Annotated in this window: 24 protein-coding genes and 2 pseudogenes; 15 read left to right on the forward strand and 11 right to left on the reverse strand. The window is 63.5% G+C overall.

Annotation, left to right across the window (positions count from 1 at the left end):
• Nucleotides 1-4 precede the first annotated feature (4 nt).
• Nucleotides 5-751, reverse strand: a complete 747-nt coding sequence (locus AC6I65_RS11655) for a hypothetical protein (protein WP_497902041.1) — start codon at nt 749-751, stop codon at nt 5-7.
• A gap of 232 nt (nt 752-983) precedes the next feature.
• On the opposite strand from AC6I65_RS11655, the gene AC6I65_RS11660 reads away from it, so the two are divergent.
• Nucleotides 984-2,819 carry an acetyl-CoA carboxylase biotin carboxylase subunit gene (locus tag AC6I65_RS11660; RefSeq protein WP_497902042.1) on the forward strand — a complete coding sequence of 612 codons (1,836 nt, stop codon included), beginning with the start codon at nt 984-986 and terminating at the stop codon, nt 2,817-2,819.
• Between the two features lie 100 nt (nt 2,820-2,919).
• Here the strand turns inward: AC6I65_RS11660 and AC6I65_RS11665 are convergent, their stop codons facing one another.
• From AC6I65_RS11665 to AC6I65_RS11695, 7 genes are all read right to left on the reverse strand, one after another.
• Nucleotides 2,920-3,486 carry a DUF7529 family protein gene (locus AC6I65_RS11665; RefSeq protein ID WP_497902043.1) on the reverse strand — a complete coding sequence of 189 codons (567 nt, stop codon included), beginning with the start codon at nt 3,484-3,486 and terminating at the stop codon, nt 2,920-2,922.
• Between the two features lie 64 nt (nt 3,487-3,550).
• Entirely contained in the window at nt 3,551-4,000 is a 450-nt protein-coding gene (locus tag AC6I65_RS11670; protein ID WP_497902044.1) for a DUF7555 family protein, read from the reverse strand.
• 9 nt (nt 4,001-4,009) lie between these two features.
• Nucleotides 4,010-5,365, reverse strand: a complete 1,356-nt coding sequence (locus AC6I65_RS11675; protein WP_497902045.1) for an ABC transporter ATP-binding protein — start codon at nt 5,363-5,365, stop codon at nt 4,010-4,012.
• Nucleotides 5,362-6,738, reverse strand: a complete 1,377-nt coding sequence (locus AC6I65_RS11680; protein WP_497903205.1) for an ABC transporter ATP-binding protein — start codon at nt 6,736-6,738, stop codon at nt 5,362-5,364. The genes AC6I65_RS11675 and AC6I65_RS11680 overlap by 4 nt, the downstream gene beginning before the upstream one ends.
• A gap of 5 nt (nt 6,739-6,743) precedes the next feature.
• Nucleotides 6,744-8,474 (reverse strand): ABC transporter permease, encoded by a 1,731-nt coding sequence (locus AC6I65_RS11685; RefSeq protein WP_497902046.1) that lies wholly within the window; start codon nt 8,472-8,474, stop codon nt 6,744-6,746.
• On the reverse strand, nt 8,471-9,526 hold the full coding sequence (locus tag AC6I65_RS11690; protein ID WP_497902047.1) for an ABC transporter permease: 1,056 nt from the start codon (nt 9,524-9,526) through the stop codon (nt 8,471-8,473). Before AC6I65_RS11690 ends, AC6I65_RS11685 begins: the two co-directional genes overlap by 4 nt.
• Before the next feature lie 156 nt (nt 9,527-9,682).
• Nucleotides 9,683-11,548, reverse strand: a complete 1,866-nt coding sequence (locus AC6I65_RS11695; RefSeq protein WP_497902048.1) for an ABC transporter substrate-binding protein — start codon at nt 11,546-11,548, stop codon at nt 9,683-9,685.
• A 357-nt stretch (nt 11,549-11,905) separates the two neighbouring features.
• Between AC6I65_RS11695 and hisC the strand changes: the two genes are divergently transcribed.
• From hisC to AC6I65_RS11715, 4 genes are all read left to right on the forward strand, one after another.
• Nucleotides 11,906-13,057: a histidinol-phosphate transaminase gene (gene hisC / locus AC6I65_RS11700; protein ID WP_497902049.1), complete on the forward strand. Its 1,152-nt coding sequence runs from the start codon at nt 11,906-11,908 to the stop codon at nt 13,055-13,057.
• A complete protein-coding gene (locus AC6I65_RS11705) occupies nt 13,054-13,620 on the forward strand; it encodes an adenylate kinase family protein (protein WP_497902050.1) in 567 nt (188 codons plus the stop codon). The genes hisC and AC6I65_RS11705 overlap by 4 nt, the downstream gene beginning before the upstream one ends.
• Nucleotides 13,617-14,231 carry a CDP-alcohol phosphatidyltransferase family protein gene (locus AC6I65_RS11710; protein ID WP_497902051.1) on the forward strand — a complete coding sequence of 205 codons (615 nt, stop codon included), beginning with the start codon at nt 13,617-13,619 and terminating at the stop codon, nt 14,229-14,231. Before AC6I65_RS11705 ends, AC6I65_RS11710 begins: the two co-directional genes overlap by 4 nt.
• 109 nt (nt 14,232-14,340) lie before the next feature.
• Complete coding sequence (locus AC6I65_RS11715) at nt 14,341-14,880, forward strand: multiprotein bridging factor aMBF1 (protein ID WP_497902052.1); 540 nt, start codon at nt 14,341-14,343, stop codon at nt 14,878-14,880.
• Nucleotides 14,881-14,919: 39 nt separating this feature from the next.
• Here AC6I65_RS11715 and AC6I65_RS11720 read toward each other — a convergent pair whose 3' ends face one another.
• Nucleotides 14,920-15,903 carry an ABC transporter permease gene (locus AC6I65_RS11720; protein WP_497902053.1) on the reverse strand — a complete coding sequence of 328 codons (984 nt, stop codon included), beginning with the start codon at nt 15,901-15,903 and terminating at the stop codon, nt 14,920-14,922.
• A 150-nt stretch (nt 15,904-16,053) separates the two neighbouring features.
• On the opposite strand from AC6I65_RS11720, the gene AC6I65_RS11725 reads away from it, so the two are divergent.
• From AC6I65_RS11725 to AC6I65_RS11755, 7 genes and pseudogenes are all read left to right on the forward strand, one after another.
• The gene (locus AC6I65_RS11725; RefSeq protein ID WP_497902054.1) at nt 16,054-16,839 is read left to right on the forward strand and encodes a hypothetical protein; all 786 of its coding nucleotides are present in this window, start codon (nt 16,054-16,056) and stop codon (nt 16,837-16,839) included.
• A complete protein-coding gene (locus AC6I65_RS11730; protein ID WP_497902055.1) occupies nt 16,836-17,291 on the forward strand; it encodes an ABC transporter permease in 456 nt (151 codons plus the stop codon). Before AC6I65_RS11725 ends, AC6I65_RS11730 begins: the two co-directional genes overlap by 4 nt.
• Nucleotides 17,284-18,324 carry an ABC transporter ATP-binding protein gene (locus AC6I65_RS11735; RefSeq protein ID WP_497902056.1) on the forward strand — a complete coding sequence of 347 codons (1,041 nt, stop codon included), beginning with the start codon at nt 17,284-17,286 and terminating at the stop codon, nt 18,322-18,324. The genes AC6I65_RS11730 and AC6I65_RS11735 overlap by 8 nt, the downstream gene beginning before the upstream one ends.
• A 6-nt stretch (nt 18,325-18,330) precedes the next feature.
• Nucleotides 18,331-19,667 (forward strand): annotated as a pseudogene (locus tag AC6I65_RS11740) (ABC transporter ATP-binding protein).
• 31 nt (nt 19,668-19,698) lie between these two features.
• Nucleotides 19,699-20,343 carry a triose-phosphate isomerase gene (tpiA, locus tag AC6I65_RS11745; RefSeq protein ID WP_497902057.1) on the forward strand — a complete coding sequence of 215 codons (645 nt, stop codon included), beginning with the start codon at nt 19,699-19,701 and terminating at the stop codon, nt 20,341-20,343.
• 151 nt (nt 20,344-20,494) lie between these two features.
• Nucleotides 20,495-20,929, forward strand: coding sequence for a DUF8159 domain-containing protein (locus AC6I65_RS11750; protein WP_497902058.1), 435 nt, complete (start codon nt 20,495-20,497; stop codon nt 20,927-20,929).
• A 45-nt stretch (nt 20,930-20,974) separates the two neighbouring features.
• Nucleotides 20,975-21,594: pseudogene (locus tag AC6I65_RS11755) on the forward strand (toll/interleukin-1 receptor domain-containing protein).
• Nucleotides 21,595-21,597: 3 nt separating this feature from the next.
• Here the strand turns inward: AC6I65_RS11755 and AC6I65_RS11760 are convergent.
• On the reverse strand, nt 21,598-22,311 hold the full coding sequence (locus AC6I65_RS11760; RefSeq protein WP_497902059.1) for a J domain-containing protein: 714 nt from the start codon (nt 22,309-22,311) through the stop codon (nt 21,598-21,600).
• A 160-nt stretch (nt 22,312-22,471) separates the two neighbouring features.
• Between AC6I65_RS11760 and AC6I65_RS11765 the strand changes: the two genes are divergently transcribed.
• From AC6I65_RS11765 to AC6I65_RS11775, 3 genes are all read left to right on the forward strand, one after another.
• Complete coding sequence (locus AC6I65_RS11765) at nt 22,472-22,909, forward strand: DUF3054 domain-containing protein (RefSeq protein WP_497902060.1); 438 nt, start codon at nt 22,472-22,474, stop codon at nt 22,907-22,909.
• Nucleotides 22,910-23,185: 276 nt separating this feature from the next.
• Nucleotides 23,186-23,401, forward strand: coding sequence for a DUF8015 family protein (locus AC6I65_RS11770; protein ID WP_254157053.1), 216 nt, complete (start codon nt 23,186-23,188; stop codon nt 23,399-23,401).
• 43 nt (nt 23,402-23,444) lie between these two features.
• Nucleotides 23,445-24,449, forward strand: a complete 1,005-nt coding sequence (locus AC6I65_RS11775; RefSeq protein WP_497902061.1) for an ornithine cyclodeaminase family protein — start codon at nt 23,445-23,447, stop codon at nt 24,447-24,449.
• 43 nt (nt 24,450-24,492) lie between these two features.
• On the opposite strand, the gene AC6I65_RS11780 is transcribed toward AC6I65_RS11775, so the two are convergent.
• Nucleotides 24,493-26,019 carry a DUF7289 family protein gene (locus AC6I65_RS11780; protein ID WP_497902062.1) on the reverse strand — a complete coding sequence of 509 codons (1,527 nt, stop codon included), beginning with the start codon at nt 26,017-26,019 and terminating at the stop codon, nt 24,493-24,495.
• Nucleotides 26,020-26,079 lie beyond the last annotated feature (60 nt).

Consider the following 26,079-nt stretch of genomic DNA (forward strand, 5'->3'; position numbering starts at 1 on the left):
CCTTCTACGCCGCGTAGTCGAGATTGGGTCGTAGCGATTCGATCAACGTCGTTGCGACCGTCTCGATTCCGTCGATGCAGGCGTCTTCGTCGCGGTCGTCCGTGAACTGGACGATCACGCCGCGGGCGCCGTCGCCGTCGTGAGCGGGGAGCAGGAAGCGCCACTGGCGATTCTCCTCGCTGCTCTGGGTACTCTGGTAGACGTCGATCTGTTCGTCCTCGTAGGTAAAGGTCCAGTCGATGAGTTCGTTCGTGCCGAACCCGGTCACCCAGTTGGTGGTAGCCTCCTCGTCGTCGATGGGGCGTTTGTGCTGATGGACGAACACGTTAACCGGGTACGAGGCGCCCCGCTTCGACGCGACGTGACCCAGTTGTGCGGCGATTCCGCTCTCCGACTCGTTGATCCCCTCGTTGTACTGCTCGAACGTGTCGGGGTGGTCGAAGTGAATCGGGAACGATCGTTCGCCCTGATCGAAGAGAATCCACGCGCCCTCGAGGCTGGCACAGGAATCTGTCACGTCTCCGTCGTCGCTCTCCTCGTTCTGGTCGTTCTCGTCACTCTCGTCGTTCTCGCCCTCAATGTTCGCGTCACCGTCGCCATCGCCATCAGGTTCGTCGCCGAGATCTCCGTCGTTCTCGTCTGTGCCTCCCGTACACCCAGCGAGCGCGGTGGTCCCCGCGAGTCCCACCAGAGCGAGGAGTCGTCGTCTACTGTACCGACCGTCCGAACGTGACCCTGAATCGGTGTGCATGAATTCTCCGTCGAACGCACGAGTCGATCGGTTCCGACTGCACTCGCGTCGTTCGTCCCGAACGGACAAACGACAGCTCGAGCGATATACTCACCCCGTGACGAAAATTCGTGGGGTGAACGCTCTGCGTCTGCCGCCTCGAAGTGGGGCGTATCGGCGAGAACCCGTTTCACCGCTGACTCGTTCCGTTGCGAAAAAGTAAGGTAGGCCCCTTCCGTCGATTCGAACAGGAATGTTCAGGAAGGTTCTGGTCGCGAACCGAGGCGAGATCGCGGTTCGAGTCATGCGGGCCTGTGAGGAATTGAACGTTGGAACCGTCGCCGTCTACTCCGACGCCGACAAACACGGCGGCCACGTCCGCTACGCCGACGAAGCCTACAACGTCGGCCCCGCCCGCGCGGCCGACTCCTACCTCGACCACGAGGCGGTCATCGAGGCCGCACAAAAGGCCGATGCCGACGCGATCCACCCCGGCTACGGCTTCCTCGCCGAAAACGCCGAGTTCGCCGCCAAAGTCGAGGAGGTAGAGGGCATCACCTGGATCGGTCCCTCGAGTTCGGCCATGGAGAGTCTCGGCGAGAAGACCAAGGCCCGAACGATCATGCACGAGGCCGACGTGCCCATCGTGCCCGGCACCACCGACCCCGTCACCGACCCCGACGAGGTCCGTGCCTTCGGCGACGAACACGGCTACCCGATCGCGATCAAAGCCGAGGGTGGCGGCGGCGGCCGCGGCATGAAGGTCGTCGAGGACGAGAGCGAGGTCGACGACCAACTCGAGAGCGCCCAGCGCGAGGGCGAAGCCTACTTCGGCAACGACTCGGTCTACCTCGAGCGCTACCTCGAGAAGCCCCGCCACATCGAGGTCCAGATTATCGCCGACGAGCACGGCAACGTGCGCCACCTGGGCGAGCGCGACTGTTCGCTCCAGCGTCGTCACCAAAAGGTCATCGAAGAAGGCCCATCGCCCGCACTGTCGGACGAACTGCGCGAGCAGATCGGCGAGGCCGCCCGCCGCGGGGTCGCCGCCGCCGACTACACGAACGCCGGCACCGTCGAGTTCCTCGTCGAAGAAGAACCCGGGCGCGAGGGCGTCCTCGGCCCCGACGCAAACTTCTACTTCCTCGAGGTCAACACCCGTATCCAGGTCGAACACTGCGTGACCGAGGAGATCACCGGCCTCGACATCGTCAAGCGTCAGATCCGGGTCGCCGCGGGTGAGGAACTCGACTTCGAGCAGGACGAGGTCGAGATCGACGGCCACGCGATGGAGTTCCGGATCAACGCCGAGAACGCCGCGAAGGACTTCCAGCCGGCTTCCGGGGGGACGCTGACGACCTACAACCCACCAGGTGGGATCGGCGTCCGCCTCGACGACGCCCTCAGCCAGGGCGACGACCTCGTCACCGACTACGACTCGATGATCGCCAAGCTCATCGTCTGGGGCGAGGACCGCGAGGAGTGCATCGAACGCTCGCTTCGCGCCCTGCGGGAGTACGAAATCGAGGGCATCACGACTATCGTCCCGTTCCACCGCCTGATGTTGACCGACGAGATGTTCGTCGAGGGCCGACACACCACGAAGTACCTGGACAACGAACTCGAGCAGTCCAGAATCGAGCAGGCCCAGGAACAGTGGGGAAGCGAGGAGTCGACCGCGACCGACGAGGAGGTCGTCGAACGCGAGTTCACCGTCGAGGTCAACGGGAAACGCTTTGAGGTCAACCTCGAGGACCGCGGCGGCGCCATCCCGCAGGCGGCCAGCAACGGGGGGTCGAGCACCGCCGGAGCCGGCGGACCGCCACAATCTGCCAGCGGCGACGACTCGAGCGGTGACGTCGAGATCCAGGGCGACGGTGAACGCGTCGACGCCGAGATGCAAGGGACGATCCTCTCCGTCGAGGTTGCAGAGGGCGACGAGGTCGCCGCCGGCGACGTCGTCGTCGTCCTGGAAGCGATGAAGATGGAAAACGACATCGTCGCCTCGACGGGCGGCACCGTCTCGCAGGTGGCCGTCGAAGAAGGCCAGAGCGTCGACATGGGCGATACGCTCGTCGTCCTCGAGTGAGTGGCGACGATAATCGGAGACAATATCGGAGACGAGTAACGTACAACAAACGCTGATTTCCAACACCGACTGACGATTCTCGAGGTGCTACTCGGTGTTGCTAGCCTTCGTGCTCGTCCTGCTCGTCCTGCTCGTCCTCAACACCGATCTGGGCCTTGATATGCCCGAGATCCGGGACGAACGCGCCGACGTCCTCGTGCGTCGCCATCGCGAGTTCGGTCCCATCGATGAGTTTGACCCGGGTCTGTAGTTCGCCCTCGTCGATCGCCGAGGCGATCATTCCGCGAGCGAGGTGGAGGTCGTACTGACTCGCAATGAGAATACCAGTCTCGGAGTCCGGATCGAGCAACTCGGTGACGAGATAGACGAAGCCGTCGACCGTGTTCCGGTAGGCCTCGCTCCTCGGGAACGACCCCTTCTCGTAGGCCGCCCGAAACGTATCGGCGTGATTATCTGCCAGCACGTGAATGAGTCCGAACCGATCCTCGCTCCCGTCAGCTTTCGACAATACGGACGTCTGAATCGCTGGAAGTGTCGTCATCTCCCACCCTTCGGACCGTCGCTCCTCGGCGATCGCCTGCATGTCCTCGAGCGTTCGCTTCCAGGCCTGTGACGCCGCCGGGGTACGAGCTCGAATCCCGACTGAATCGTCATCCGGTTTTGGCATATGGGGACACAGAATCGGGACTCGGTTAATGGTTTCGAGTCAACTGCTTTCCAGGCGAAACGACCTAGACGACGCCGAACACCGTCTCCATCAGATACGAGATCAGCAGGACCCCCAGGCTGCTCCAGAAGAGCTTTCCCGCAGACGAGAGTTCTCGATCCGGCGGCGGCGACTCGAGCCAGCGAGCGGGCGGAAGCGCTCGAGCGAACCGCTGGAAGCGGGTATCGTTCGATCCTGTCGGTGATGCCGATAGCCCAATTGTATCCGCTGCGTCCGTCGATCGACCGGACACCTCCTCGGGCGAGCTCGGCCAGAGGCGAACGGTCGCGTACGCGAGCAACAGGAACCCGGCGAAAAACAGGACGACCTTGGCCCCGCCGAACCCGCCACCGACGGCGAGACTGACCGGGACTGCCGTGAGCGTCGCCACGACGACGACGGCGAACACGTACGACATCGCGTCCGCACAGACGAGGGCGAGCAGGCGCCACTGCACAGATTCGAGCCGGGTCATCACAGTGCCCTACTCGTTCGGGACGTAACCGTGCCGTTCCTCGAGAACTGGCTCGGGGTCTCGGTAGGCGTCGTCGTGGCGATGGCAGAGACTGACCCGTTCGCTCTCACCCACGGGGTAGTACTCGGGGTGTTCGCTTCCGCAGACGCTTTCGAAGTTTGCAGCCACCACCTTGAGTGCAGTAGCCTCGTCGTTTCGCCGGACGTGTTCGGCGATTTCGTCGAGGACCGACTGTACCTCCTCGGGAACCGAAACGTCGCTGAAGAGTTCGTCGTAAATCTCGTCGATCGTCCCAAATCGAGTCTCCCTTCCGAGTAATTCCTTGACTCGCTCCGAAACCGACCGTTCGGCCCGTTCACGTTCTCGAAGGATTTCCTGAAGGGTATCCAGCCGCATCCAGAGTTCGTTCGACAGATGTTTGTACTCTTCTGGCCGGATCCGCGCCGGACACCGCGTGCTGAACGGACACCCCTCGGGAGGGAATCGGGGGTTTGGCGGCGTTCCCTGTAGCGTGATTCGGTGTTTCTTCGAGGTCGGATCCGGTTCCGGAATCGCCGAGAGCAGCGCGTGCGTGTACGGATTCGACGGATCGGTGAACAGTTCCTCGGTCGGTCCAATTTCCATGATATTCCCGAGGTACATGACCGCTACCCGGTCACAGATGTGCCTGACGACCGAGAGGTCGTGGGCGATGAACAGGTAGGTGAGCCCGAACTCGTCCTGTAAGTCCTCGAGGAGGTTGATAACTTCGGCTTGCACGGAAACGTCGAGCGCACTCACCGGCTCGTCGAGGACGATGAACTCCGGTTCGAGCGTCAGCGTTCGGGCGATACCGATCCGCTGACGCTGGCCGCCGGAGAACTGGTGAGGATAGCGGTAGTAGTGTTCGCGCTGGAGTCCCACCTTCTCGAGGAGTTCGCGAACGTGCTGGCGGCGCTCGTCGGGTGTCTTCCAGTCGTGAACGTCGAGCGGTTCGCGAACGATTTCGCCGACGGTCATCCGATCGTTCAGGCTCGAGTCGGGATCCTGGAAGACGATCTGGGCGTCTCGACGCCAGGCCTTGAGTTTCGGACCCCTGAGTTCCGTGATGTCGGTTCCGTCGAAGCGGATCTCGCCGCCCGTCGCCTTTTCGAGCTGGACGAGCGTCCGTCCGAGGGTCGTTTTCCCGCAGCCGGATTCCCCGACGAGCCCGAGCGTTTCGCCGCGTTTGATTTCGAAGGAGACCCCGTCGACCGCTTTGACCGGGTTTCCACCCAGTAGGCCCCCTTCGTCGTAGTACGTCCGTAGATTCGATACCTCGACCATGACGTCCTCGTCGGCGCGCATAGCCTCGTCGGTATCTGTGCGTAGCGATTCCTGGCTCATTGATCTTCGTTTGCACCTCTTTCAGTCGACGGCGACTGTGCCGCCTGGTCTGTGTGATGATCGATCCGTTCGAGTTCGGACTTCCCCTCGGGATAGAGGAGACAGGCCGCCGTGTGGTCGTCGGCTCCTTCTCGGACCGGAATCGAAGCGGGATGGATCTCGTTACAGGCGTCGAACGCCTCCGGACAGCGCGGCGCGAATCGACAGTATGTCGCCGGCTCGTTCGGCGTCGGCACGTTCCCCTCGATGGTCTGGAGCCGTTCTCCGGTCTGTCTGCCGGGGATCGATTGGAGTAGCCCCTGCGTGTAGGGGTGTTTCGGTGAAGCGAACAGCGTCTCCGCGTCCGCCGTCTCGACGATCTCGCCGGCGTACATGACGTTCACCCGATCGGAGACGTCGGCGATGACACCCATGTCGTGGGTAATGAACATGATCGCCAGGTCGCGTTCTTCCTGCAGGTCCTCGAGCAGTTCGAGGATCTGTGCCTGAATTGTCACGTCCAGCGCCGTCGTCGGCTCGTCACAGATTAGTACCTCCGGTTCGCAGGCGAGCGCCATCGCGATGACGGCTCGCTGTCGCATACCGCCGGAGAACTGGTGTGGATACTCTCTGACGCGTCGTCGGGCGTCCGGAATCCCGACGGCCTCGAGTAACTCGACGGCCTCGTTGGTCGCCTCCCCGCCGGTCATTCCCTGGTGGAGTCTGAGCGCTTCCTTGATCTGGTTCCCGACGGTGTACACGGGGTTGAGACTCGTCAGCGGATCCTGGAAGACCATTGCAATCTTGTTACCGCGCATGGCGCGCTGGGCCTTCCCCTCGAGACGAGTAATCTCCACGAATCCGGACTCGATGCTCGAGGGGTCGTCGGGTGACCCCTCGGTCACGAAGACGAAATCGTCGGCGTCGACGAGGCCGAGCGATTCACCGTATCCGGAGCCGAGGAAGTCGACGATCGATGCCTCCTCAGGCGATTCGTAGCCGAACGCCGCGGGCGTCATGTCGACTTCGGGCCGGTCGAACAGCTCCGCCGGGTCGTGGGCTTGCTCGAGCGCATTCACATCGACCGCGTTCCCCGAGAACCGCCGGGCGAACTCCCGGACAGTCTCGAGGTGGTGAAAGCGAATGCTGCTGCCGGGCAGGATTCGTCCAGGGCTGTCGATGAGCCCCATGATCGAGCGTGCGGTGACGCTCTTTCCGGATCCGCTCTCGCCCACGATGCCGACCGTTTCACCGGTTTCGATGTCGTAGGAGATTCCATCGACGGCCCGAATCACCTCCTTGTCGGTGAAGAATGCGGTCTGAAGGTTTCGAACCGAGAGGATCGTCTCAGACTGGTCTGTTTTTGTCTGCGTTGTTTGCGTCTCTGTATTCATGGACATCACGCACCACCTCCGGTCGTCGCCACGTCACCTTCGCCGGCTTCGCTCTCTGGATCCATCGCGTCTCGGATTCCGTCACCGAGGGCGTTGAACCCCGTGACGACGAGGACGATCAGAATCCCCGGAATCGTCGCGATGTGCCAGGAATCGGTCGAGACGTACGAGCGACCGTCGGCGATGATTCGCCCCCATTCGGGCGTCGGTGGGTTGATACCCAGACCGAGGAACGAGAGAGCGGCGGTGACGATGATGACGCCGCCCAACAGCAACGACGCGTAGATCATGATGTAGCTGAAGATGTAGGGCGCCATGTGTTTTCTCATCGTCATCATCGGCGTTTGCCCGTAGCTCTTCGCGGCGTCGACCCACTCCTGTTCGGCAACCTGGAGCGAGGGGCCGCGTATCGAACGCCATAATCCTGGCCAATACAGGCCAGCGAAAATGAGCGCCAGGAGTAACCCGCCGTTGTAATAATCGGCAATCGGGTGATTCCCCTGCTGGAACACGACCGAGAGTAACAGGACCATCAGGAACACCGGAACGGCGATGAGCGTATCGCTGACGATCACGGTCGCGAGGTCGACGAGTCCCTTGTAGTAGGCGGTGAGGAGGGACAGTCCCAGCGCGATGAATGTCGCCAGTCCGATCGAGACGATACCGATAACGAGTGATGTCCGGGCCCCGAAGACGAGGTACGTGAACAGATCCTTCCCGTCGCTGGTCGTCCCGAACGGCGCCCACCGGTCGTAGTTATCGTAACTCAACGGACCAACAGGATCGGACCCCTGGGATCGGGCATCGAGGTTAGCCGTCCCGTGGTTGACCGTTTCGAGTTCACCAGTCTCCTGGTCCAGGTACTGGAACTCGTGGCCGTACGGACTGTATATGTTCTCCTGCGGACCGACCGGACCGAGCGCCGGTGCCCACAGTGCCATTACCACGAACATGAAGACGACGATGAGCCCAAAGACCCCCCAGTAGTGGTTCCGGAACCGGTTGACCGAATCGTCTCGGGGCGTCCAGTCGGCCTCCCGATAGTGTTCCCGGAAGATCGTATACCCTTTCCAGAGCCACACGAGCGCTGTGAAGGCGTACACGTAGACGAGGACGACCCGAGTCGCCCAGGCCCATGCCGGGGATAGCCCCAGGAAGGTTCCTTCCCAGCCGCCACCGGGCGTTCGGTAGCCCTGGTTCGGAATCGTTTCCGGGCTCGTAATCGACCACAGCGACGCGATCCACTCGAAGAACGCCGTAAGTGCACCGACGACGAGGTCGACGGCGATCCCAGCCGGCGTCATGGTCACGAGGAACGTTATCGCTGTTAAAACGGCGAGCAAGATGATTCGCTCCAGCCGTTCATCGGTTACGTAAGTGCTCTCGAACCGATCGTGGTGAATCCCGAAACGGTCGGCGAGTGAGCCAGTGACGACCGTCGCCCTGAGAATCAACGTGACGACCGACAGGATGAGCACCGCGGTGACCGCGAACGAAATTTCGGCGGCGATCAGTCCCGCCGAGTCGTGTACGTTTCCGTAGACCCAACCGGGAATCGAGGCGAAACCGGCCAGAGCAACGCGGATTGCCCCACCCATTTTTACGACGCCCGCTCCGACGCGGCCTATCTCAAGCAAGATCAAAACGGCTATTCCGGCGGTCCAGATCGCGGCCGGACGCGGGTTTGCGGCGATCCGTTCGCGAAGTGTCGTCCCCTCGTCTAGCTCGGAACTCATTGATCGTACCCCACACGCGGATCTAGAATCGTGTACAGGAGGTCCTGTATGATATTCATACTAATCGTTATGATGGTGAATATGTACACCAGTGCTCCTGCGAGCGGCAAGTCACCCTGCGTCAGCGAGATGAAGTACAGCCGACCGAGTCCGTTGATACCGAAGAGGACCTCGACGATGACCGACCCACCCAGAAGCAAGAACGCTTCGTTAGTAATGATCGGCACTAGCGGGATCAATGCGTTCCGGAAGACGTGCTTCCAGATGATGACTCGATTCGAGAGCCCCTTCGCTTTGGCCGTCTCGACGTAGTTCGAGTTGATCGTCTCGAGCATCGCCGTTCGTCCAATTCGGAGTTCGGTGGCCATCGACGCCGAGCCGAGAACGAGCGCCGCCGGAAGGATTACCTTGATTGCGACGGCGAGCGTCCCCCCGTCGAAGAAGAACCCGCTCGGGAACGGGAGCAACTGTTCGAAGCCGATGAAGTTGAGCGGTGGCGTGCCGATGATGCTCCTGATATCGGGACCGAGAGTGTACCAGTCGAACCCGAGGAACCCCCCACCCTGCGTTCGACGCAGAACGGCGAGGAACATAATTGCGAGCCAGAAGTTCGGCATCGCCAGCCAGACGATTCCCGAAAATGAGGCGATGTAGTCGCCCCAGCTGTTCGAGTTGAGCCCGGCGTAGAATCCGAGCGGGATGCCGATGAACAGAGGGAGCAGGATCGCCCAGAATCCGAGCCAGATCGTTCGTGGCGCGTAGATCCTGATCATCGACGTTACGGACCGACCCCGCTGGATGACCCACGATTGGCCGAGGTCGAAGGTGATCAACCCGACCATGAAGTCGATGTACTGTTGCCACAGCGGCTCGTTCAAGCCCATGTTTTCGCGAATCTGTGCTGCTGCTGCGCCGCTCGCCTCTGGCCCGAGCATCGCCGCAACCGGGTCGAGCGGCCCCATTCTGAGTATGACAAACAGCATTGTCATTACGAGGAAGAGGACCGGAATTGAGAGCAAGACCCGCTGGAAAAAGTATCGCCAGCGAGTCATGGCGCATCACACGTGTCCCAGACGTTTACCATATTTCGCACTATTGGATCGGTATGCATTCGAGGGTAATAGGTATCATGATTTCCTCGGAAGCGGCTCCGAGGACGGATAATTTCACCGGCGGGTCCGATCCGCCGGCGGTGGTCGCTTTTCGTGTTATTCTTCGTTTTCGAGTTCGGCTTCCCAGTTGAGGTAGTAGCCGTCCGCTTCTCCCTGGGAGATCAGATCGGTGTTGGTGTTGGCCGGTTCGAAGCCGAACAGGCCGTAGGCGACCGAGGGGTAGCTCCAGATCCAGCCGAGCGAGTACATTTCGAGGTCGCCATCCTCACCGCGGCTGATCAGCGTGGAGAACTCTGCTTCCTCGGTTTCCAACTCGATTCCCAGGTCCGAAACCTTGTCTCGAGTGATTCCTGCGGCTTCCGAGAACGTTTCGCTCTCGTAGGTCGTCAGCGTCAGCGCGAACGGATCGTCCGCCGTGTGGCCGCCCTCTTCAAGAACCTGCTGTGCGGACTGGCGGTCGGTATCGTTTGGCGAGTACTGCCACTCGTCGACGAAGGTCTGATAGGCCTCGTTTCCACCCGGGAAGATTCCCGGCGGCGTGAAGCTGAACGCTTCGACTCCGCGTCCTTCGAAGACCTGGTTGATGAGTTCCTCGTGGTCGGTGACGTACGCCATCGCCTGCCGGACCGACTTCGGCACCTTGGCGGCGTTGAACGCGAAGTAGAACGTCGACATCTCGCTCACGCCGAGGTAGTTGACGACGGTTTCGCCGTCTTCGAGGGGACCGTAGGTCCCGACGTCGCGACCCATGTCGTCCTCCTCGGCGTCGATGTTCTCCTGGTCGTAGTACGCCGTTGGAATGCCGAAGATGTCGGCGTTTCCTTCGTTGACGTACGTCCAGATGGTCTCGTCGTCCTCGATGACCTGCCAGTGGATGCGGTCAAGGTTCGGCGCGCCGTCGTGGTAGTCGCCGAAGGCCGTGATGATCTGTTCCGTTCCGGGCTCCCACGATTCGAACTGGAAGGGGCCGCAGCCGACCATCACTTCCTGGGAGATTTCCTCCTGGGTGTACTGGCCGTCGTAGCCCTCGATGTCGCCGACGAGTCCTTCTGGCATCGCCGCGAACGAGTCGTAGGTGAGGATGTCGAGCGCGGACGGCTGTGGTTCCGTGAGCGTCACTTCGAGCGTACGGTCGTCGACGGCCTCGACACCGAGGGAGTCCGGGACGGTCGTTGCTTCTTCGCCTTCGCCCTCTGTCTCGTGTTCAACAGCGAGGAAGCCGGGTTCCAGCAGGAAGTTCGCACGCTCGCTGGCGGCGGACTCCGCGAGACGACGCCAGGCATACACGAAGTCGCTGGCGGTCAGCTCGCTGCCGTCGTGGTACTGGGCCTCCTTGATGGTGAACGTGTACGTCAGCAGGTCGTCGGAGACGTTGACCTCTTCGGCGAGCTGGTTCTCGACTTCCGGAACGCCGTTGCGGTAGTGAACGAGGTTCTCGTACACCTGGTTGATGATAATCGCGGAGGCGGTGTCGGTCGACTGGATGGGGTCCAGCGACGTAACCGTCGAGTTGATCAGGTTCAACTCGCCGTCTTCGGTGCTGGTCTCGTTGTGCTGCTGTCGGTGACCGCCGAGCGAGCCCGTGGGTTCGACATCGACGTGGTCGTACCACATCCGCTCCGTCAGGCCGTGGTACAGCGGCAGCAGGACCATGTCATCGCGAACGGCCTCTTCCATCTCGAGGTACGCTTCCATCCGGGTCTCCTCGTCCTCCGGCGCAGGGTTGTCCTGGGCACGCTCCCAGGCCTGCTGCGCCTTCTCGACGTTGGTCAGATCCCCGTCGCCGTTGCCGTTGCCGTTTCCGTTGCCGTTTCCGTTGCCGTTGCCGTTGCCGTTACCGTCGCCGTTCCCATCGCCATTTCCTTCGTCGCCGCCAAAGCACCCGGCCACCGCCGCGGTGGCTGCACCGGCGCTCGTGGCCTTCAGGAATGATCGTCGGGATACACCGTTGTCGTTGGGCATCGACTGGCAAAATTCTCTCGAGTCGTATAAGTTTTGCCTTTGGGAGCGACTGATACGCACACTGGCATATAATAGCACGCGAGTTTACATGAATTGAAGTATCCAATACGAACACACTATGATCAGATATGACCAATATAGAATTAAAACGACCATTATATACCAGATATTTACATTCCAGACACTCCTTCGCGCGCCCGAAAAATGATGATAAATGATTGCGTGAATCGATTCACGATTCGGTCGAGCCAATCATCGCTCTCCGTCGCTTTCGACCGTAGTACCAGATGGTCGTCGGATGGACAACGCTCGTCACAGGTAAGCACGCTTAAGCGTCGCGAGGAAAAGGTTTCACGTATGCATCCGCGCGATCTGTCCGACCACGTCGCCTATCAGGCGGGTCGAGGCATCGAGGAGGTTGCCCGCGAACTTGGGCGCGACCCCTCGACGTTCGTCAAACTCGCTTCCAACGAGAACGCCCACGGCCCCTCGCCCGCAGCCGTCGATGCCATCGAGGACGCCGCTAGCAGCGTGAGTTCCTATCCGAAGGCGGCTCACGCCGACCTCACCGCCGCCATCGCCGATCGCTGGGCCGTCGCGGACGATCAGATCTGGCTGGCAAACGGCGGCGACGGCGCCATCGACTACCTCTCGAGGGCGACCCTCGAGCCGGAAGACGACGTGCTCGTCCCCGCACCAGGGTTCGCCTACTACGGCATGAGCGCTCGGTTCCACCACGGCGACGTCACCGAGTACGCGCTCGCGCGCGATGACGGCTTCACCCAGGACGCCGAGACAGTCCTCGAGGCCTACGAGGACGAACGGATCGTCTACCTCACCAGCCCGCACAACCCCTCGGGATCGACGATCGACCTGGAGGCCGTCGCGGATATCGCGGATCGAACGGACGAGGAGACGCTCGTCGTCGTCGACGAGGCCTACGGGGAGTTCGCCGACGTCGACAGCGCCGTCGCCCTGATCTCGGGTCGCGACGGGTTCGACGCCCGCGACGACGTCGCCGTTCTCCGGACGTTCTCGAAGGCGTACGGCCTGGCGGGCTTGCGACTCGGATACGCAATCGTTCCGTACGCGTGGGCTGACGCCTACGCCCGCGTCAACACCCCGTTCGCCGCGAGCGAACTCGCCTGCCGGGCCGGCCTGGCCGCCATCGAGGATGACGAACACGTCGAGCGGACGGTCGAGACCGTCGCCGAGGCTCGAGCGACCATGCGCGAGGAAATCGACGCCCACGTCTGGCCGAGCGACGGGAATTTCGTGCTCGTCGACGTCGGGCAGGCGACGCCGGTCGCCGAGGCGATGCAGGAGCGGGGCGTGATCGTCCGCGACTGTACGAGTTTCGGGTTGCCGGAGTGCGTTCGCATCACCTGCGGTACGCCGTCCGAAACCGAACGGGCCGTCGAGACGCTCAACGAGGTGCTCGAGGACCGAGGGCACCAGCGCGAACTCGGCGCTGACGGCGGAATCCCAACCGAGGTGAACGGCGCGTGAGAGTCGCAGTTACCGGCACCCCGGGAACGGGGAAGACGACGGCAACGACGATCCTCGAGGATCGATTCGGTGATCGCCACGAGCACCAACTCGGCGATCGCCACGAGGACCGACTCGAGGACTACGACGTGATCCACCTCAACGACCTGCTCGAACGCGAGGGGCTGTACACGGCCGTCGACGAAGAGCGCGACAGCAAGGTCGCCGACCTGGATGCCCTCGAGGAGCGACTCGCGGAGCGAGACGACGTCCTGATCGAGTCGCACCTCGCCCATCACCTGCCGGCCGATCGCGTCGCCGTCTTGCGGTGTGAGCCGACAGTGCTCGAGGACAGATTGAGAGAGCGCGGTGAGAGTGCGGCTAAGGCTCGCGAGAACGCAGAGAGCGAGGCGCTCGACGTCATCCTCTCGGAGGCCGTCGACCGCCACGGACTCGAGTCCGTGTACGAAATCGACACCACGGACCGCGAGCCCGCCGCGGTGGCCGACGAACTCGAGGCCGTCGTCCGGGGCACACGAGCGCCGAGTGTCGGCGAGGTCGACTTCGTGGGGTACCTGACATGACCCTCGATAAGTTCCGACCGTACATCTCGAGGTTCCTGGATCCATTCGTCCGTGGGTTCGACCGGGTCGGAATGAGTCCCGACGGCGTGAGCGTTATCGCCGGGTTCGTGGCGATTGCCGCGGGCCTCGTGTTTTACCTCGGTGGCGTCGCCCACCCCGTCTGGTACGCCGTCGGCGCGGCCCTCGTTTTCCTGAACGGCTGGTTCGACATCATCGACGGCGCACTCGCTCGAGCCCAGGGCGTCTCCTCCCCCGCGGGGGACCTGCTCGATCACGTCCTGGACCGGTACGCCGACATCGTGATCATCGGTGGACTCGCCGCCGGCGTCGGCGACTACTGGCTGGGCTTCCTGGCGGTTACGGGCGTCGTCATGACCTCCTACCTCGGCACCCAGGCCCAGGCGGTGGGCCTCGACCGGGTCTACGGCGGGCTCGTCGGCCGTGCCGACCGGCTGGCGATCATCGGAATCGTCGGCTTCCTCGCCTATCCTCTCGAGTCGTTCGACGCCGGTGGCCTCTCGCTCGTCGGCTGGCTGCTCGTCTTCCTCGCCGTCGTCGGCCACCTGACGGCCTTCCAGCGGTTCTTCTACTCCTGGAGCGCGCTCGAGTAGCGTCTGACAAGGTCCGACCCCTCGTCCGGGGCGGGTATCGAGTTCGATACGACCCGTCCGGATCGCTGGCGCCGTACCCTTTATCACGCGTGGTGCGTTAGACCCGACCATGGTTCAGTGCGAGATGTGTGGCGCCGAGACGTCGTCCCCGAAGACCATCAAAGTCGAAGGCGCGAAGCTGGACGTGTGTTCGAACTGTACCGACTTCGGCACCGAGGTGAAGACCGCCTCATCCTCGAGCACGTCGACGAAGTACTCGACGGGCTCTGGATCGGGATCCGGGTCGGGGTCCAGCGACACGTCCTCGAGCGGCGGTCGCTCCTCGGGGTCCGGTGGCTCGCGTCGCCGAGACATGTTCGACGAGATGGACGAGATTGTCACCGACTACGACGACCGCATCCGGCGGGCGAGAGAGAAGAAGGACCTCAGCCAGTCCGACCTCGCGAACGAACTCAACGAGAAAGCGAGTCTGATCCGCAAACTCGAGCGCGGGGATACCCTGCCCAGCGACCGGGTCCAGAGCAAACTCGAGCGATTCCTAGAGATCAGCCTCACCGGCGGATCCGGGTCGAGCGAGGACAGCGACTGGGAGGGTGGCTCCTCGAGCGGGAGTTACACGCTTGGTGACGTCGTCAAGCGAAAGGATTGATCGAGCGCCGACCAACATTTTCCCGATCGCCGGTGTTGTTCACTGCGACCCGGTGTCCACTCGAGGGTCGAGCAGCGAGTACGCGAGGTCCTGAACGACGTTGCCGACGACGCCGAAGGCGACGATGACGACCGTCACGCCCATCATGACGGGAAGGTCGCGCGTCCAGACGGCGTTGTAGAAGAGCGAGCCGATCCCGCCGATGCCGAACACGGCCTCGATGATGATCACCGAAATCGCGAGCAATGCGAGCGTCTCCGCGAACACGAGCGAGAGCAACGGGATCGCCGCGTTTCGCAACACGTGTCTGGCGACGTCGAGCCGCCCACCGCCTTTCGCGCGAACGAGTTTGGTGAGGTCCGCGGTGTAGTACTGGCGAGCGTACGCTCGAGCGTAACTGACGATGGCAGCGAGCAGGGTCGTCGTAACCAGGACGACCGGGAGGACCCGCCCGTAGAGAAACGGCAACTCGGTCACCGTGATGTAGTTGAATTCGCTGCCCCAACTGAAGGCGGCAGCGGCAGTCGCGGACGCGCTCAGGATGAGGAAGCCGGCCCAGAAGTTCGGGATCGCGAACAGCAGATACACGATACCCATGGTTCCGTCGCCGCGAATCGAGCGCACGTTCATCGCGGCGTAGGCGCCGACGGTCAGCCCGAGCGTCGTCGCCAGCACGATCGCCGGGACGACGTACAGCGCCGTCTCGAGGGTGGCCTCGCGGACCAGCGGAAACACTGCCTCGCCGCTCTGGAAGGAATCGCCCCACTCCAGGGTGATCATGTTCCTCATCCAGTCGACGTACTGCTCGGTGAGCGGTCGGTCGAGCCCTCGGTCCGCGAGGTACGATTGGCGAATGGACTCGAGTTTGTCGGGATCGGCACCGCCGTAGGCCGCGAGCGCGAGTTGCCTGTCGAGCACCCAGTCTTCGGTCGCGGCGAACAGCGCGAACATCACCGTGAGCACGGCCCAGGCGGCGATCGCTCCCAGTGCCAGACGCCGAGCCAGAATTCGCACCACTCTCACTGGCGGTCACCTGCGAGTGGACCAGACGTGATGACGGAGTCGCGAATCACGAGTACTGCACACATGCCAGCCAGGGAAATATGAGTGTTGCGGTCGTGATGGAACAGAAACACTTATTCGCGGAGGCGACAGGTTCCTGCACGACTCGCAATGACGGAACCGGGATCGAACGCATCCGCCAGAGACGAACCGTCGGGGCAGACGGACGTCGCGGCGCTCGAGCGAATCGACTGGAATCGGGTCGACTCGTCGAAGCGCCGGTTTTCGCCCGAACGAATCGCGCTTGTAATCGGCGTCCTTACCGTCGGGCTGGCGTACCTCTACTACCGCTGGAGAGACAGCATCTATCTCGTCGCTCGATGGTACGTCGGCCCCGAAGATTGGCTGCTACTGCTCGCCCTGGCCGTGATCGTCGCCTACGGCGCCGTTCCGATGGTCCTCGATCCGTCCCGCGGCCGGCGACTCCTCGCTCGACTTCGACGACGGTGGGCAACCGTCGCGACCCTCACAGTTCTCGTGATCGTCACTCTTACCGCGCTCTACACGATGATAACGGGGTTCCAGCCCCGGCTGACGTTATACTCGGGGACGGCCGGAACCGACAAACTCCAGCCGCCGGTCGGCTTCAGCGGTTCCTACCTGGAAACGGGAAAAGACTGCGTGGGCATGGTTACCGGGGACACGATATACGAACAGCAGTGTCACGGGAGCTGGGAGTACGTGCTCGGAACCGACCGCTGGGGGTACGAAATGGTCGACCTCCTCGTGGTCGGCGCTCGACCTGTGGCCTACGCCGTGCTCGTCACGGCCGGCATTATCGTGCCGCTGGCGACGATCGTCGGTCTCCTCGCGGGGTACTACGGCGGTTCCGTCGACGACCTCCTGATGAGCTACGTCGACGTCCAGCCAGCATCCCAGCGATCGTCATCTACATGATCGCGTACCTGTTCATCGGGGACTCGTTTTTCGTCCTCCTCGCCGCGTTCGGCCTGCTATCCTGGGGCGGGATCGCCCGTATCGTCCGGAGCGAGACGCTACAACGACGCGAGGAAGGGTACGTCCTCGCCGCTCGAGTGCTCGGGGCCTCGAGGCCGTACGTCCTGCGACGACACGTCCTGCCGAACATTACCAATAGCGTGATCCCGGCGGCGTTCCACCTGATGGCCGTGCTCGTCCTGACAGAGGCGGCGCTCGCGTTCCTCGGGTTCCACGCCACGTTCCAGTCGTGGGGCATGACGATGGGCGAGGGGCTGTTCAGGGCGTCCCCGCTCGACGCGTGGTGGGTCTCGACGTTCCCCGCCATCGCCCTGGGACTGACGGTCGCGGCGTTCAAGGTGGCCGGCGACGGACTGCGAGACGCGCTCGATCCACGGGGGACTCATGACTGACACAGATCCACTGCTCTCCGTCGACGACCTGCACGCTCACATCGCGACCGCCGACGGTCCCATTCGGGCCGTCGACGGGGTGAGCTTCGACGTCCAGCCCGGCGAAACCGTCTGCCTCGTCGGCGAGAGCGGGAGCGGGAAGACGCTGACCTGTGATTCGATCACTGGTCTGGTCTCGAGTTCGCAGGTCGACGTCTCCGGATCCGTGACGTTCGAGGGCGAGGAGTTGCTCTCGGCCGACGAAAGCCGACTTCGATCGATTCGCGGCAACCGTATCGCCTATCTCTTTCAGAACGCCCAGAACGCGCTGGATCCGGTGTACACCGTTGGCGATCAGCTCGTCGAGGCGATCACGTTCCACCGAGACGTCAGCGACGAGATCGCGCGAGAGCGAGCGATCGACCTGCTGCAGACCGTCGGCCTCTCGCGACCGGCGGAGCGACTCGACGCGTATCCCCACGAATTCTCCGACGGCATGCGCCAGCGCGTCCTGATCGCCATCGCCCTGGCCACCGAGCCCGACCTGCTCATCGCCGACGAACCGACGTCCGCACTGGACGTCACGATTCAGTCCCGAATCATCGACCTGATCGACGACCTCCGACGAGAGCGAGCGCTGACGATGTTGCTCGTCACCCACGATCTCAGGGTCGTGGCCTCGCTGGCCGACCGCGTCGTCGTCATGTACGCCGGGAACGCCGTCGAGCGCGGGCCGGTCGAGGCCGTCCTCGAGCGACCGGGACACCCCTACACGCAGTCGTTGTTCCGGAATTTCGTGGGGCAGGGTAGGGCGGACGGGCCGGACCGCCGTACTGATACTGTCGGAGGTGACGAACCGGCTCCGCCGGACGGCTGTCGCTTCCGTCGGGAGTGCCCACACGCCGTCGAGGCGTGTCGCGCCGACGAACCGCCGTTCGAACCGGTCGCCGGCGTCGAAGACCACCGTGCGGCGTGCATCTACCACGGCAACCGACAAGATGCGAGAACGGTCCTCGACACTGTTCCCGATTTCGGCGCTGCGGGGAAGGGGTGACCGAGGATGACTGAGGCGGATCCGTTGCTTTCGGTCAGGAACCTCGAGAAGCACTACCCGATCACCAAGGGCTCCTTCGGCGCGAGGTCGGGACCGTTCGGGCCGTCGACGGCGTGAGCTTCGACGTCCAGCCCGGCGAGGCGTTCGGGCTCGTCGGCGAATCCGGCTGCGGGAAATCCACGACCGCGCTGTCGGTACTCCGTCTCGAGGAGCCGACCGGTGGCGAGGTCCGGTTCGACGGCGACGACGTTCGCGCGTACGACGACGACGAACTGCGTCGCTTTCGCCGACGCGCACAGCTCGTGCTCCAGGACCCGGACTCGGCGCTCAACCCGCGTCGGACAGTCGGCGAGTCAGTCGAAGAGCCCCTCCGCATCCACGGCTTGCACGGTTCCCAGCGGCGCCGACACGTCGTCGAGGACACGCTCGAGCGCGTCGGGCTCTCCGCCGCCGCGGCCGACCAGTACCCACACGAGTTCTCCGGCGGGGAAAAACAGCGCATCGCCATCGCCCGCGCGCTGGTGTTGAACCCGGATCTGCTCGTCGCCGACGAGCCGGTGAGCGCGCTCGACGGCCGAACCAAGGCCGACGTCCTCGAGTTGCTGGGACGTCTCCAGCGGGAGTTCGACGTCGCGATCGTCTTCATCAGTCACGACGTCGAGCTCGTGCGTCGGTTCTGCGACCGGGCGGCGGTAATGTACCTCGGCGAAATCGTCGAGTCCGGGGCGGTCGACGACGTCTTCGAGGACCCTCGCCACCCGTACACGCAACTGCTCGTGTCGTCGATTCCCAGCCTCAACCCGAACGCGTCGCGCTCCAGCGTCGAGTCCCTGACCGACGACCTCCCCGACGCGTCCGACCCGCCGTCCGGCTGTCGGTTCCATCCCCGGTGTCCGGCGATCATCCCGCCTGCCGACGCAACGATCCCTCGTGACCAGTGGCGAGGACTCGTGCGGTTCCGCTTTCGGCTCGAGAACGACTGGACGACCGCGGACGACGTGCGGGCCGCCGTCGCCGGGCCCGAGTCGGACGGTACAAACGGTCCTGCGACCATCGAGTCTGTCCCCGCCACCGACGACGCCGTTCGATCGAGGTTCGATCTGCCCGCGGAACTCGCGGATCCGGACCTCGAGGCGGCGCTCACGGCGACCGTCGAATCCATCGACGACGGCGACCTCGTAATGGCTCGAGACCACCTCGCGGCACCGACCGAAACCGTCTGTGAGCGCGAGTCGCCGACGCTCGAGACCCGCACAGAGGGCCGACCGGTCGCCTGCCACCGGTACGATCCGTCGGTACCCGGCGAGCCCGAGACGGACCTCGAGACGACGACCACTCGGTAACTATTTTGGTCGCGAGGGCCTCCTCTCGAGCATGTTCGTTCTGATCAACCTCAAGACGTATCCGTGTGACTCCGTCGCCGTCGCCGAAGCCGCGCGTGACGTCGACGAGACGACCGACGCTCGCATCGCCGTCGCCCCGCAGGCGACCCACCTCGAGCGAGTCGCCGAGACGGGCGTCGAAACCTGGGCCCAGCACGTCGATCCGATCGACTACGGGAGCAACACTGGGCACACGCTCGCGGAGGCGGTCGCGGATGCGGGCGCAGTGGGCACGTTGATCAACCACTCCGAGCGCCGCCTGAAACTCGCCGACGTCGACGGCGCGATCCGGGCGGCCGAACGTGCCGGCCTCGAGACGGTCGTCTGTGCGAACAACCCGGCCCAGATCGGGGCGGCCGCGGCGCTCGGCCCCGACGCCGTCGCCGTCGAACCGCCGGAACTGATCGGCACCGGGACGCCGGTCAGCCAGGCCGATCCGGACGTCGTGGAGGACGCCGTCGACGCCGCCGCTCGGGTCGACGAGGACGTCACCGTGCTCTGTGGCGCGGGGATCAGTACCGGCGAGGACGTCGTCGCCGCAGCCGACCTCGGCTCGAATGGCGTCTTGCTCGCCAGCGGCGTCGCCAAAGCCGACGACCCCGCGGCGGCGCTCGCGGATCTGGTCGAGCCGCTGTGAGCGGGGATGGAAGCGAAATGGGGACGAGGATGAAGACGACAACGAGACCAGGGACGAGAACGAGAACGGAAATACGGACGAGAGCCAAAGTGACAGCACCGCCAGAGCCCGATACCTTTTCCCCACCGAACGTGAACTCGAGGCATCACCGATGAGCGACGATGACCGGAACTCACACTCTCACTCGCCCGCGAACGCAAACGCGAACTCGAATCCCGACGACACGTCCGACGCGCACCCACTCGAGGTTACCCTCGAGAACCGCCTAATGGGCCAGGGCGTCTACGTCAATTCGCTCGAGCGAACCGACGACCGAACGCGACTCGAGTACGAAATGGTGCACGACGTACCGGGCGTGACCACCCACGAGGTCAGTACCGTCGTTCGAATCGTCCTGACGGTCGCGGAGGAGCGCGAGTGGGAGCCAGGAACGCTCGAGGCAATCTCTCGATCCACCGACGGGGACCGGCGCGGGACGTGGCGAGTCGAACGCGAGTGGTTCGATCAGCTGGGGGACGAACTCTTCGAACTCGAATTTTCGGACCTCGTTCTCGATACAATTACTCACGCCGGGGATAAGAAGTAGTTACATTCATTACGGATTGCTGTCTTCGGTTCCGTAGAGCTACTGATGACCGGAGAGCAGGTGTTCGTCTCCCACGCACCCGTCGACCTCGACCTCGTGCAGGAACTGTTCTCGACGGTCAAGAACTTCCCGTTCGGCGTCCACATCGCCCTCGAGGAGATCGAATCCGGTCGAACGCGCAAGCGACTCGAGGGCCGACTCGCCAACAGCGACGTCGTCGTCGCCGTACTCACTGAGGCGTCGGCGACCAGCAACTGGGTCAACCAGGAGATCGGCTACGCGCTCGCGAAGGGCATTCCGGTTCTCCCGCTGTACGACGAGGAGGCGTTCCGCGGCGGGTTCATCGCCGACGTCGAAGGAGTCGCCATCGATCGTGAGAACCTCTCGTTCACGATCTTCAACCTGCTCTGCCGGCTTCGGAGCGAACTCTCTCCGCTCGGAGCACTGTCAGTCCCCAACTGGTACGTCCGATTCCCGTGTACTGTTCCGGACTGTGGCCACCCGGTCACGCTGACATCACGCAGGGCCAGACGAAACTCTGGAAACTCTCGGAACACGGTCAGTTACTCGAGGCCACCTGCGAGGTCTGCGACGCCGCCTACGCCTTCGATCCGGCGACGATCGGGTTCGTCAGGCGTATGGACGGCCTCGAACGCACAGCGTGACAGTCACTTCAGCCGGTCGTAAGCCTCTTTGACGAGTTTGAACGCCGACTCGCTGCCGCTCTTCTTGTCCGGGTGGGCGTGTTTGATCTGGGTCAAGAATGCCTCGCGAAGCTCCTGACTCGTCGCGTCGTCGTCGACACGAAGGATCTCCCGCGCCTCAGACTCGCGCATCTCGACGCTGCTGACGACCCTTTTCTCCTCGGCCAGCGCCTTGCAGTCCGGACACATCTCCTCGGTCCGGCCGTCGATCGTCGTCACGTGATAGAGCTCTTCGTCGACGTACTCGTGACACTGGCTACAGAGCGTTCGACGGGTCGCGAGGTGGGTCGTCTCCGTCGCTTCGTCGGCGGGTGCGGCCCCATTGCCGTCCTCCGCCTCGGAACTTTCCGCCGTAAAGCTTCCCGACCTGGAGCTTCCCGCATCCCCGTGACCGGGAACCTCCTCGAGACAGTCGGGACAGCACGTGATCACCGTTCCGTCGGGTAAAACGACGTCCTCGAGATCGTTTCGCGAAACGCTCGAGTGGCAGCCATCGCACGTCCCGCGCGGTCGGTCGATCGACTCGAGTTTCCGGGCGGCCTCGCGGGCGTGGGGCGCACACGTCGGGCAGCACGCCAGCCGTTCTCCGTCCGGCATCGTCACGGTGGTCAGGTTCTCGAGCGCGACGGCCCGTCCACACCCATCACACCGTTCACGGCGTTGGTCGACCACAGCCATCTGTCACATCGTTTGTATTCGAACTATATTATTGTAGTCATCTCCTGAATCGCACGACGGACGGTTCGAGAGCGACGGGCGTTACCGAGCGAACCCAGCGATAGCGACGCCAGGTCCAGAAACCGTGACACCAATACGGGCTCCGCTCGGACCGATGAACATGGGAGCGCTACCTACCGTCTTCGATACCGATCGTCCTGGACAGCGAGCTATCGCGCTAGTCGGGGCGGTCGACCTCGCCCTCATCACGGCGATCATGATGACCGGCCGACGCCAGCACGGCCTGCCGATCGCAAGCGAACCGGGAGCCGCCCTCGAGACCGCCTTGCCGTTTCTCGTCGGCTGGACGGTCGTCGCCCTCCTGGCTGGCGCGTACGCTCGACGTGCGATCGCGTCGACGAAGACCGCCGCCGTGGTCACCACCGTCGCGTGGCTCGGCGGGGCGAACGTCGGCCTCATTCTTCGCTCGTCGCCGTTCTTCGACGGCAATGCGCTGTGGGCGTTCAACGTCGTCATCACCGCCATTGGGCTGCTCGTGCTCGGAATCTGGCGCATCGGGCTCTCGGTGGGGCTCCGTAATGCGGGCTGGCTCGAGTGACCCCCGGTCAGAAACGAGGGCCTCGAGTGCAGGTCGACCCGGATCAAATCGTTTGTCGAAGCGATCGACGATTTAAAACCGGCCGTTCACGGCTCGAGTGTGCACTGAGCTATATCGGTTTTGAGAGGGGATTTCGACCCAGGCCACTTTTGCCGATTGGAACCACTCGATAAGTTACGAGGATAATCCCCCCTCTATCTGAATCAGGGACAAATTCAATATCGGCTAATTATGGGAAACGCTTATATGCCTATTCCTCATAGAATGTAATAGATTATGGCTGGCTATTATGACATTGTTCTCGGACTTATCCCGGTCGCACTGCTCGGTATCACCGCTGCCCTGACCGTCGTCGGCGTCTCGTTGACGGCTGCGGTCCCGATTAGCGCTACCGTCGCAATCGGCGTCATCGGTCACGCGATGTTCGTCAACGGTCCCGTCGATTCCGTCGAGGACGCCCCAGCCACGCGCCCCAGAGTCAACTCCGAGTAACCCCAGCCACGCGGTTTTTATCTCTCAGTCTCCTCGTGGGAGTATGACCGACGTCCTGTTTCTCACCAGCGAAGAGACGGTCGGCCTCGCCTCGCCCGCAGACTACGTTACTGCCGTTCGAGACGGCTACCGCCAGCGCGGCGCCGGCGCATCCGCCAAACCCCGAACCAAACTCTTTCGCGCCGACCCAGGTGGGCTCCTGACGACCTACTCCGCCGTCCTTCCGGAAACCGGCGCGATGGGAGGCTACATGTACAGCGCCGGGTTCGGATCGGGCGACGCCTGGTTCGTCACGCCGCTGTTCGACGCCGACAGCGGTGAACCGATCGCCCTGCTCGACGGCGCCCACATGAACCCCTTCAAGACCGGCGCCGCCGGCGCGGTCGCCGTCGACGAACTCGCTCGCCAGGACGCCACCACGCTCGCCGTGATCGGCACTGGCCCGCAGGCACGCGGACAGGTCCACACGACGGCGACCGTTCGCGATTTCGAGACTGTTCGCGTCTTCTCGCCGACGGCGTCCAATCGGGAGGCGTTCGCTGCCGAGTTCGACGACAAGCTCGCCGCCAGCGTCACGGCCGTCGACTCGAGCGCCGCCGCCGTCGAGGGTGCCGACGTCGTGATCACCGCGACGACGGCGAGCGAACCCGTCTTCGACGGCTCGCTGCTCGAGCCCGGAACCCACGTTACGGCGATGGGGCAGTATCACCCGAAGAAGCGCGAACTCGACGTGGAGACGATCGAACGGGCCACCTACGTTCCCGACCTTCGGGACCGGGCGACCTACGACGCAGGCTCGTTTCTCGCGGCGCTCGAGGCCGGCGCGATAGCCGAAGATCACGTTCACGCCGAACTGGGCGACATCGTGGTTGGCGAGGCGTCTGGGCGAACGAGTGACGACGAGATCACGGTGTTCGACAGTGGAGGGACCGGGATCGAAACCGTCGCGGCCGCGGCGATGCTGTACGAACGGGCGACGGAGGAGGGACTTGGGTCGACCATTTCGTTCGCACCCGCGAGCGAAGCGCTGACTGGGCGACGTTCCTGAAACAAACGGCGAGAGAGCGGTCGAGCGAACGACCGGTTACTCGTCACTCGCTCTCGACGGCTACCTCGTGGACGACGACCGTCAGATGATTGAGTTTCGGTGGCAGGTGCTCCGGTGGGATCGCGATCGTCGGTTCGACGGTCGAAAGCGACCGATCGTACGTCAACTCCGCGTTCTGGGCGATCGACATTGGCCCCGAAATGATCGATCCCGTGAAGTCGACGCTCCCCGTTCCGATGCAGACGTCGGCCCAGTCGGCCTCGGGCGAGCAGTCGGCGTTGTTCAGGTACTCGTCAACGAGTTCGTTCGTCCCCTCGGCCGGTTCGTCCCGTGGCGCGTAGATGGTTCCCGTGAACGTCCCCTGGCCGATCGCGAACTTCATCTCCGAGGTTCCGTAGAGCTGGAAGCGCTGGGGATCGTCGGATTCGACGGTGACGCCGCCACTACCGCCTCCCATGGCTACGTCGCCGGTCGTGTAGACCCTCGCAACGTGATCCGTTCCCGCACCGTCGACGACCTCGATTTTCGCGTTGTCGAGTCCGATGTTCCCGTCGACGAGGACCGTCACGTCCCCCTCGCTCAGATCGACCTCGAGGTCGTCGTCTCGAAGCAACTCGTCCGCGTAGTAGGTCCCGTTCTCGAGGGTCGATCCGTCGATCGATCGGGCGTCCTCCGCCGACGTCTCGAACAGGTACGCGATGTCGTCGTCGAGCGGCCGAAGGTCCACTTCTTCGCCGCCCGTACAGTTGGCAGGCGCCTCGCAAGAGATACTCACGTTTCCGGTCGCCGAGATAGAGCCGTTCACGGAGGGGTTCCCGCCGTTATCGAGCACGTCCCCGACGGCGGTGACCGCTCCGTCGTAGGACCCGTCGGGATCGGGTTGTCCGAGGAGGACGGCGACGGTCTGGTTCGCGTGGTCGACCGTCACGTACTGGTCGCCAACCTGTCGCTCGTAGTGGGCCGCCCAGCCAGCGTAGTACGGGCTCTCGATCGTGATCGTGACGAACCGGCCCGCGACGCTCGGGATATCGTGGCTCGGCCGATCGCTCCGCACTTTCGAGAGACGAACCCGGTCGTTCGACACCGATTCGACGCCTTCGAGTCGCGTGATCGGCAGCCGGAAGGCGTCCTGGCGATACTCGGCCTGTGGCGCGGAGACGATTCTCGCCTGGGCGCCCGTGCCGCGGAAGACGCCACCGCCCTCGTAGGCGACGACCGTCTCGCCGTCGCGATACTCGATCGCCCGAATGGGTTCGTCGATAATGGGGTCCTCGAGTCCGGACGCGGTCACCGTAATGTGGCCCGATTCCACGAGCGAGACGCCGCCATTGGCGTCTGCCAGGCCGAGCGCGACCGACCGCGTGTCGTCGCTCGAGGCGGCGACCGTGTTCAGTTCCGAGCCGAGGTTGACGAACGACTGTTCGACGCGTTCGTCCTCGAGCTGGTCCGACGACGTCGTGAGGGCCCCGGTTCCCACGAGGACGATGCCGATGCTGGCGACGGCGACCATGCCGATGATGATCGTCAGGGCGAGTACCGGCGTTAGCCCTCGGTCGGCGCGGTCGATCATCGCGTGCCTCGCGATAGAACGCTACGTTGATCGCGGTTTCGCCGTCCCCACGGACCGCCC

This window comes from Natronosalvus sp. KLKA75 (genome assembly GCF_059736265.1).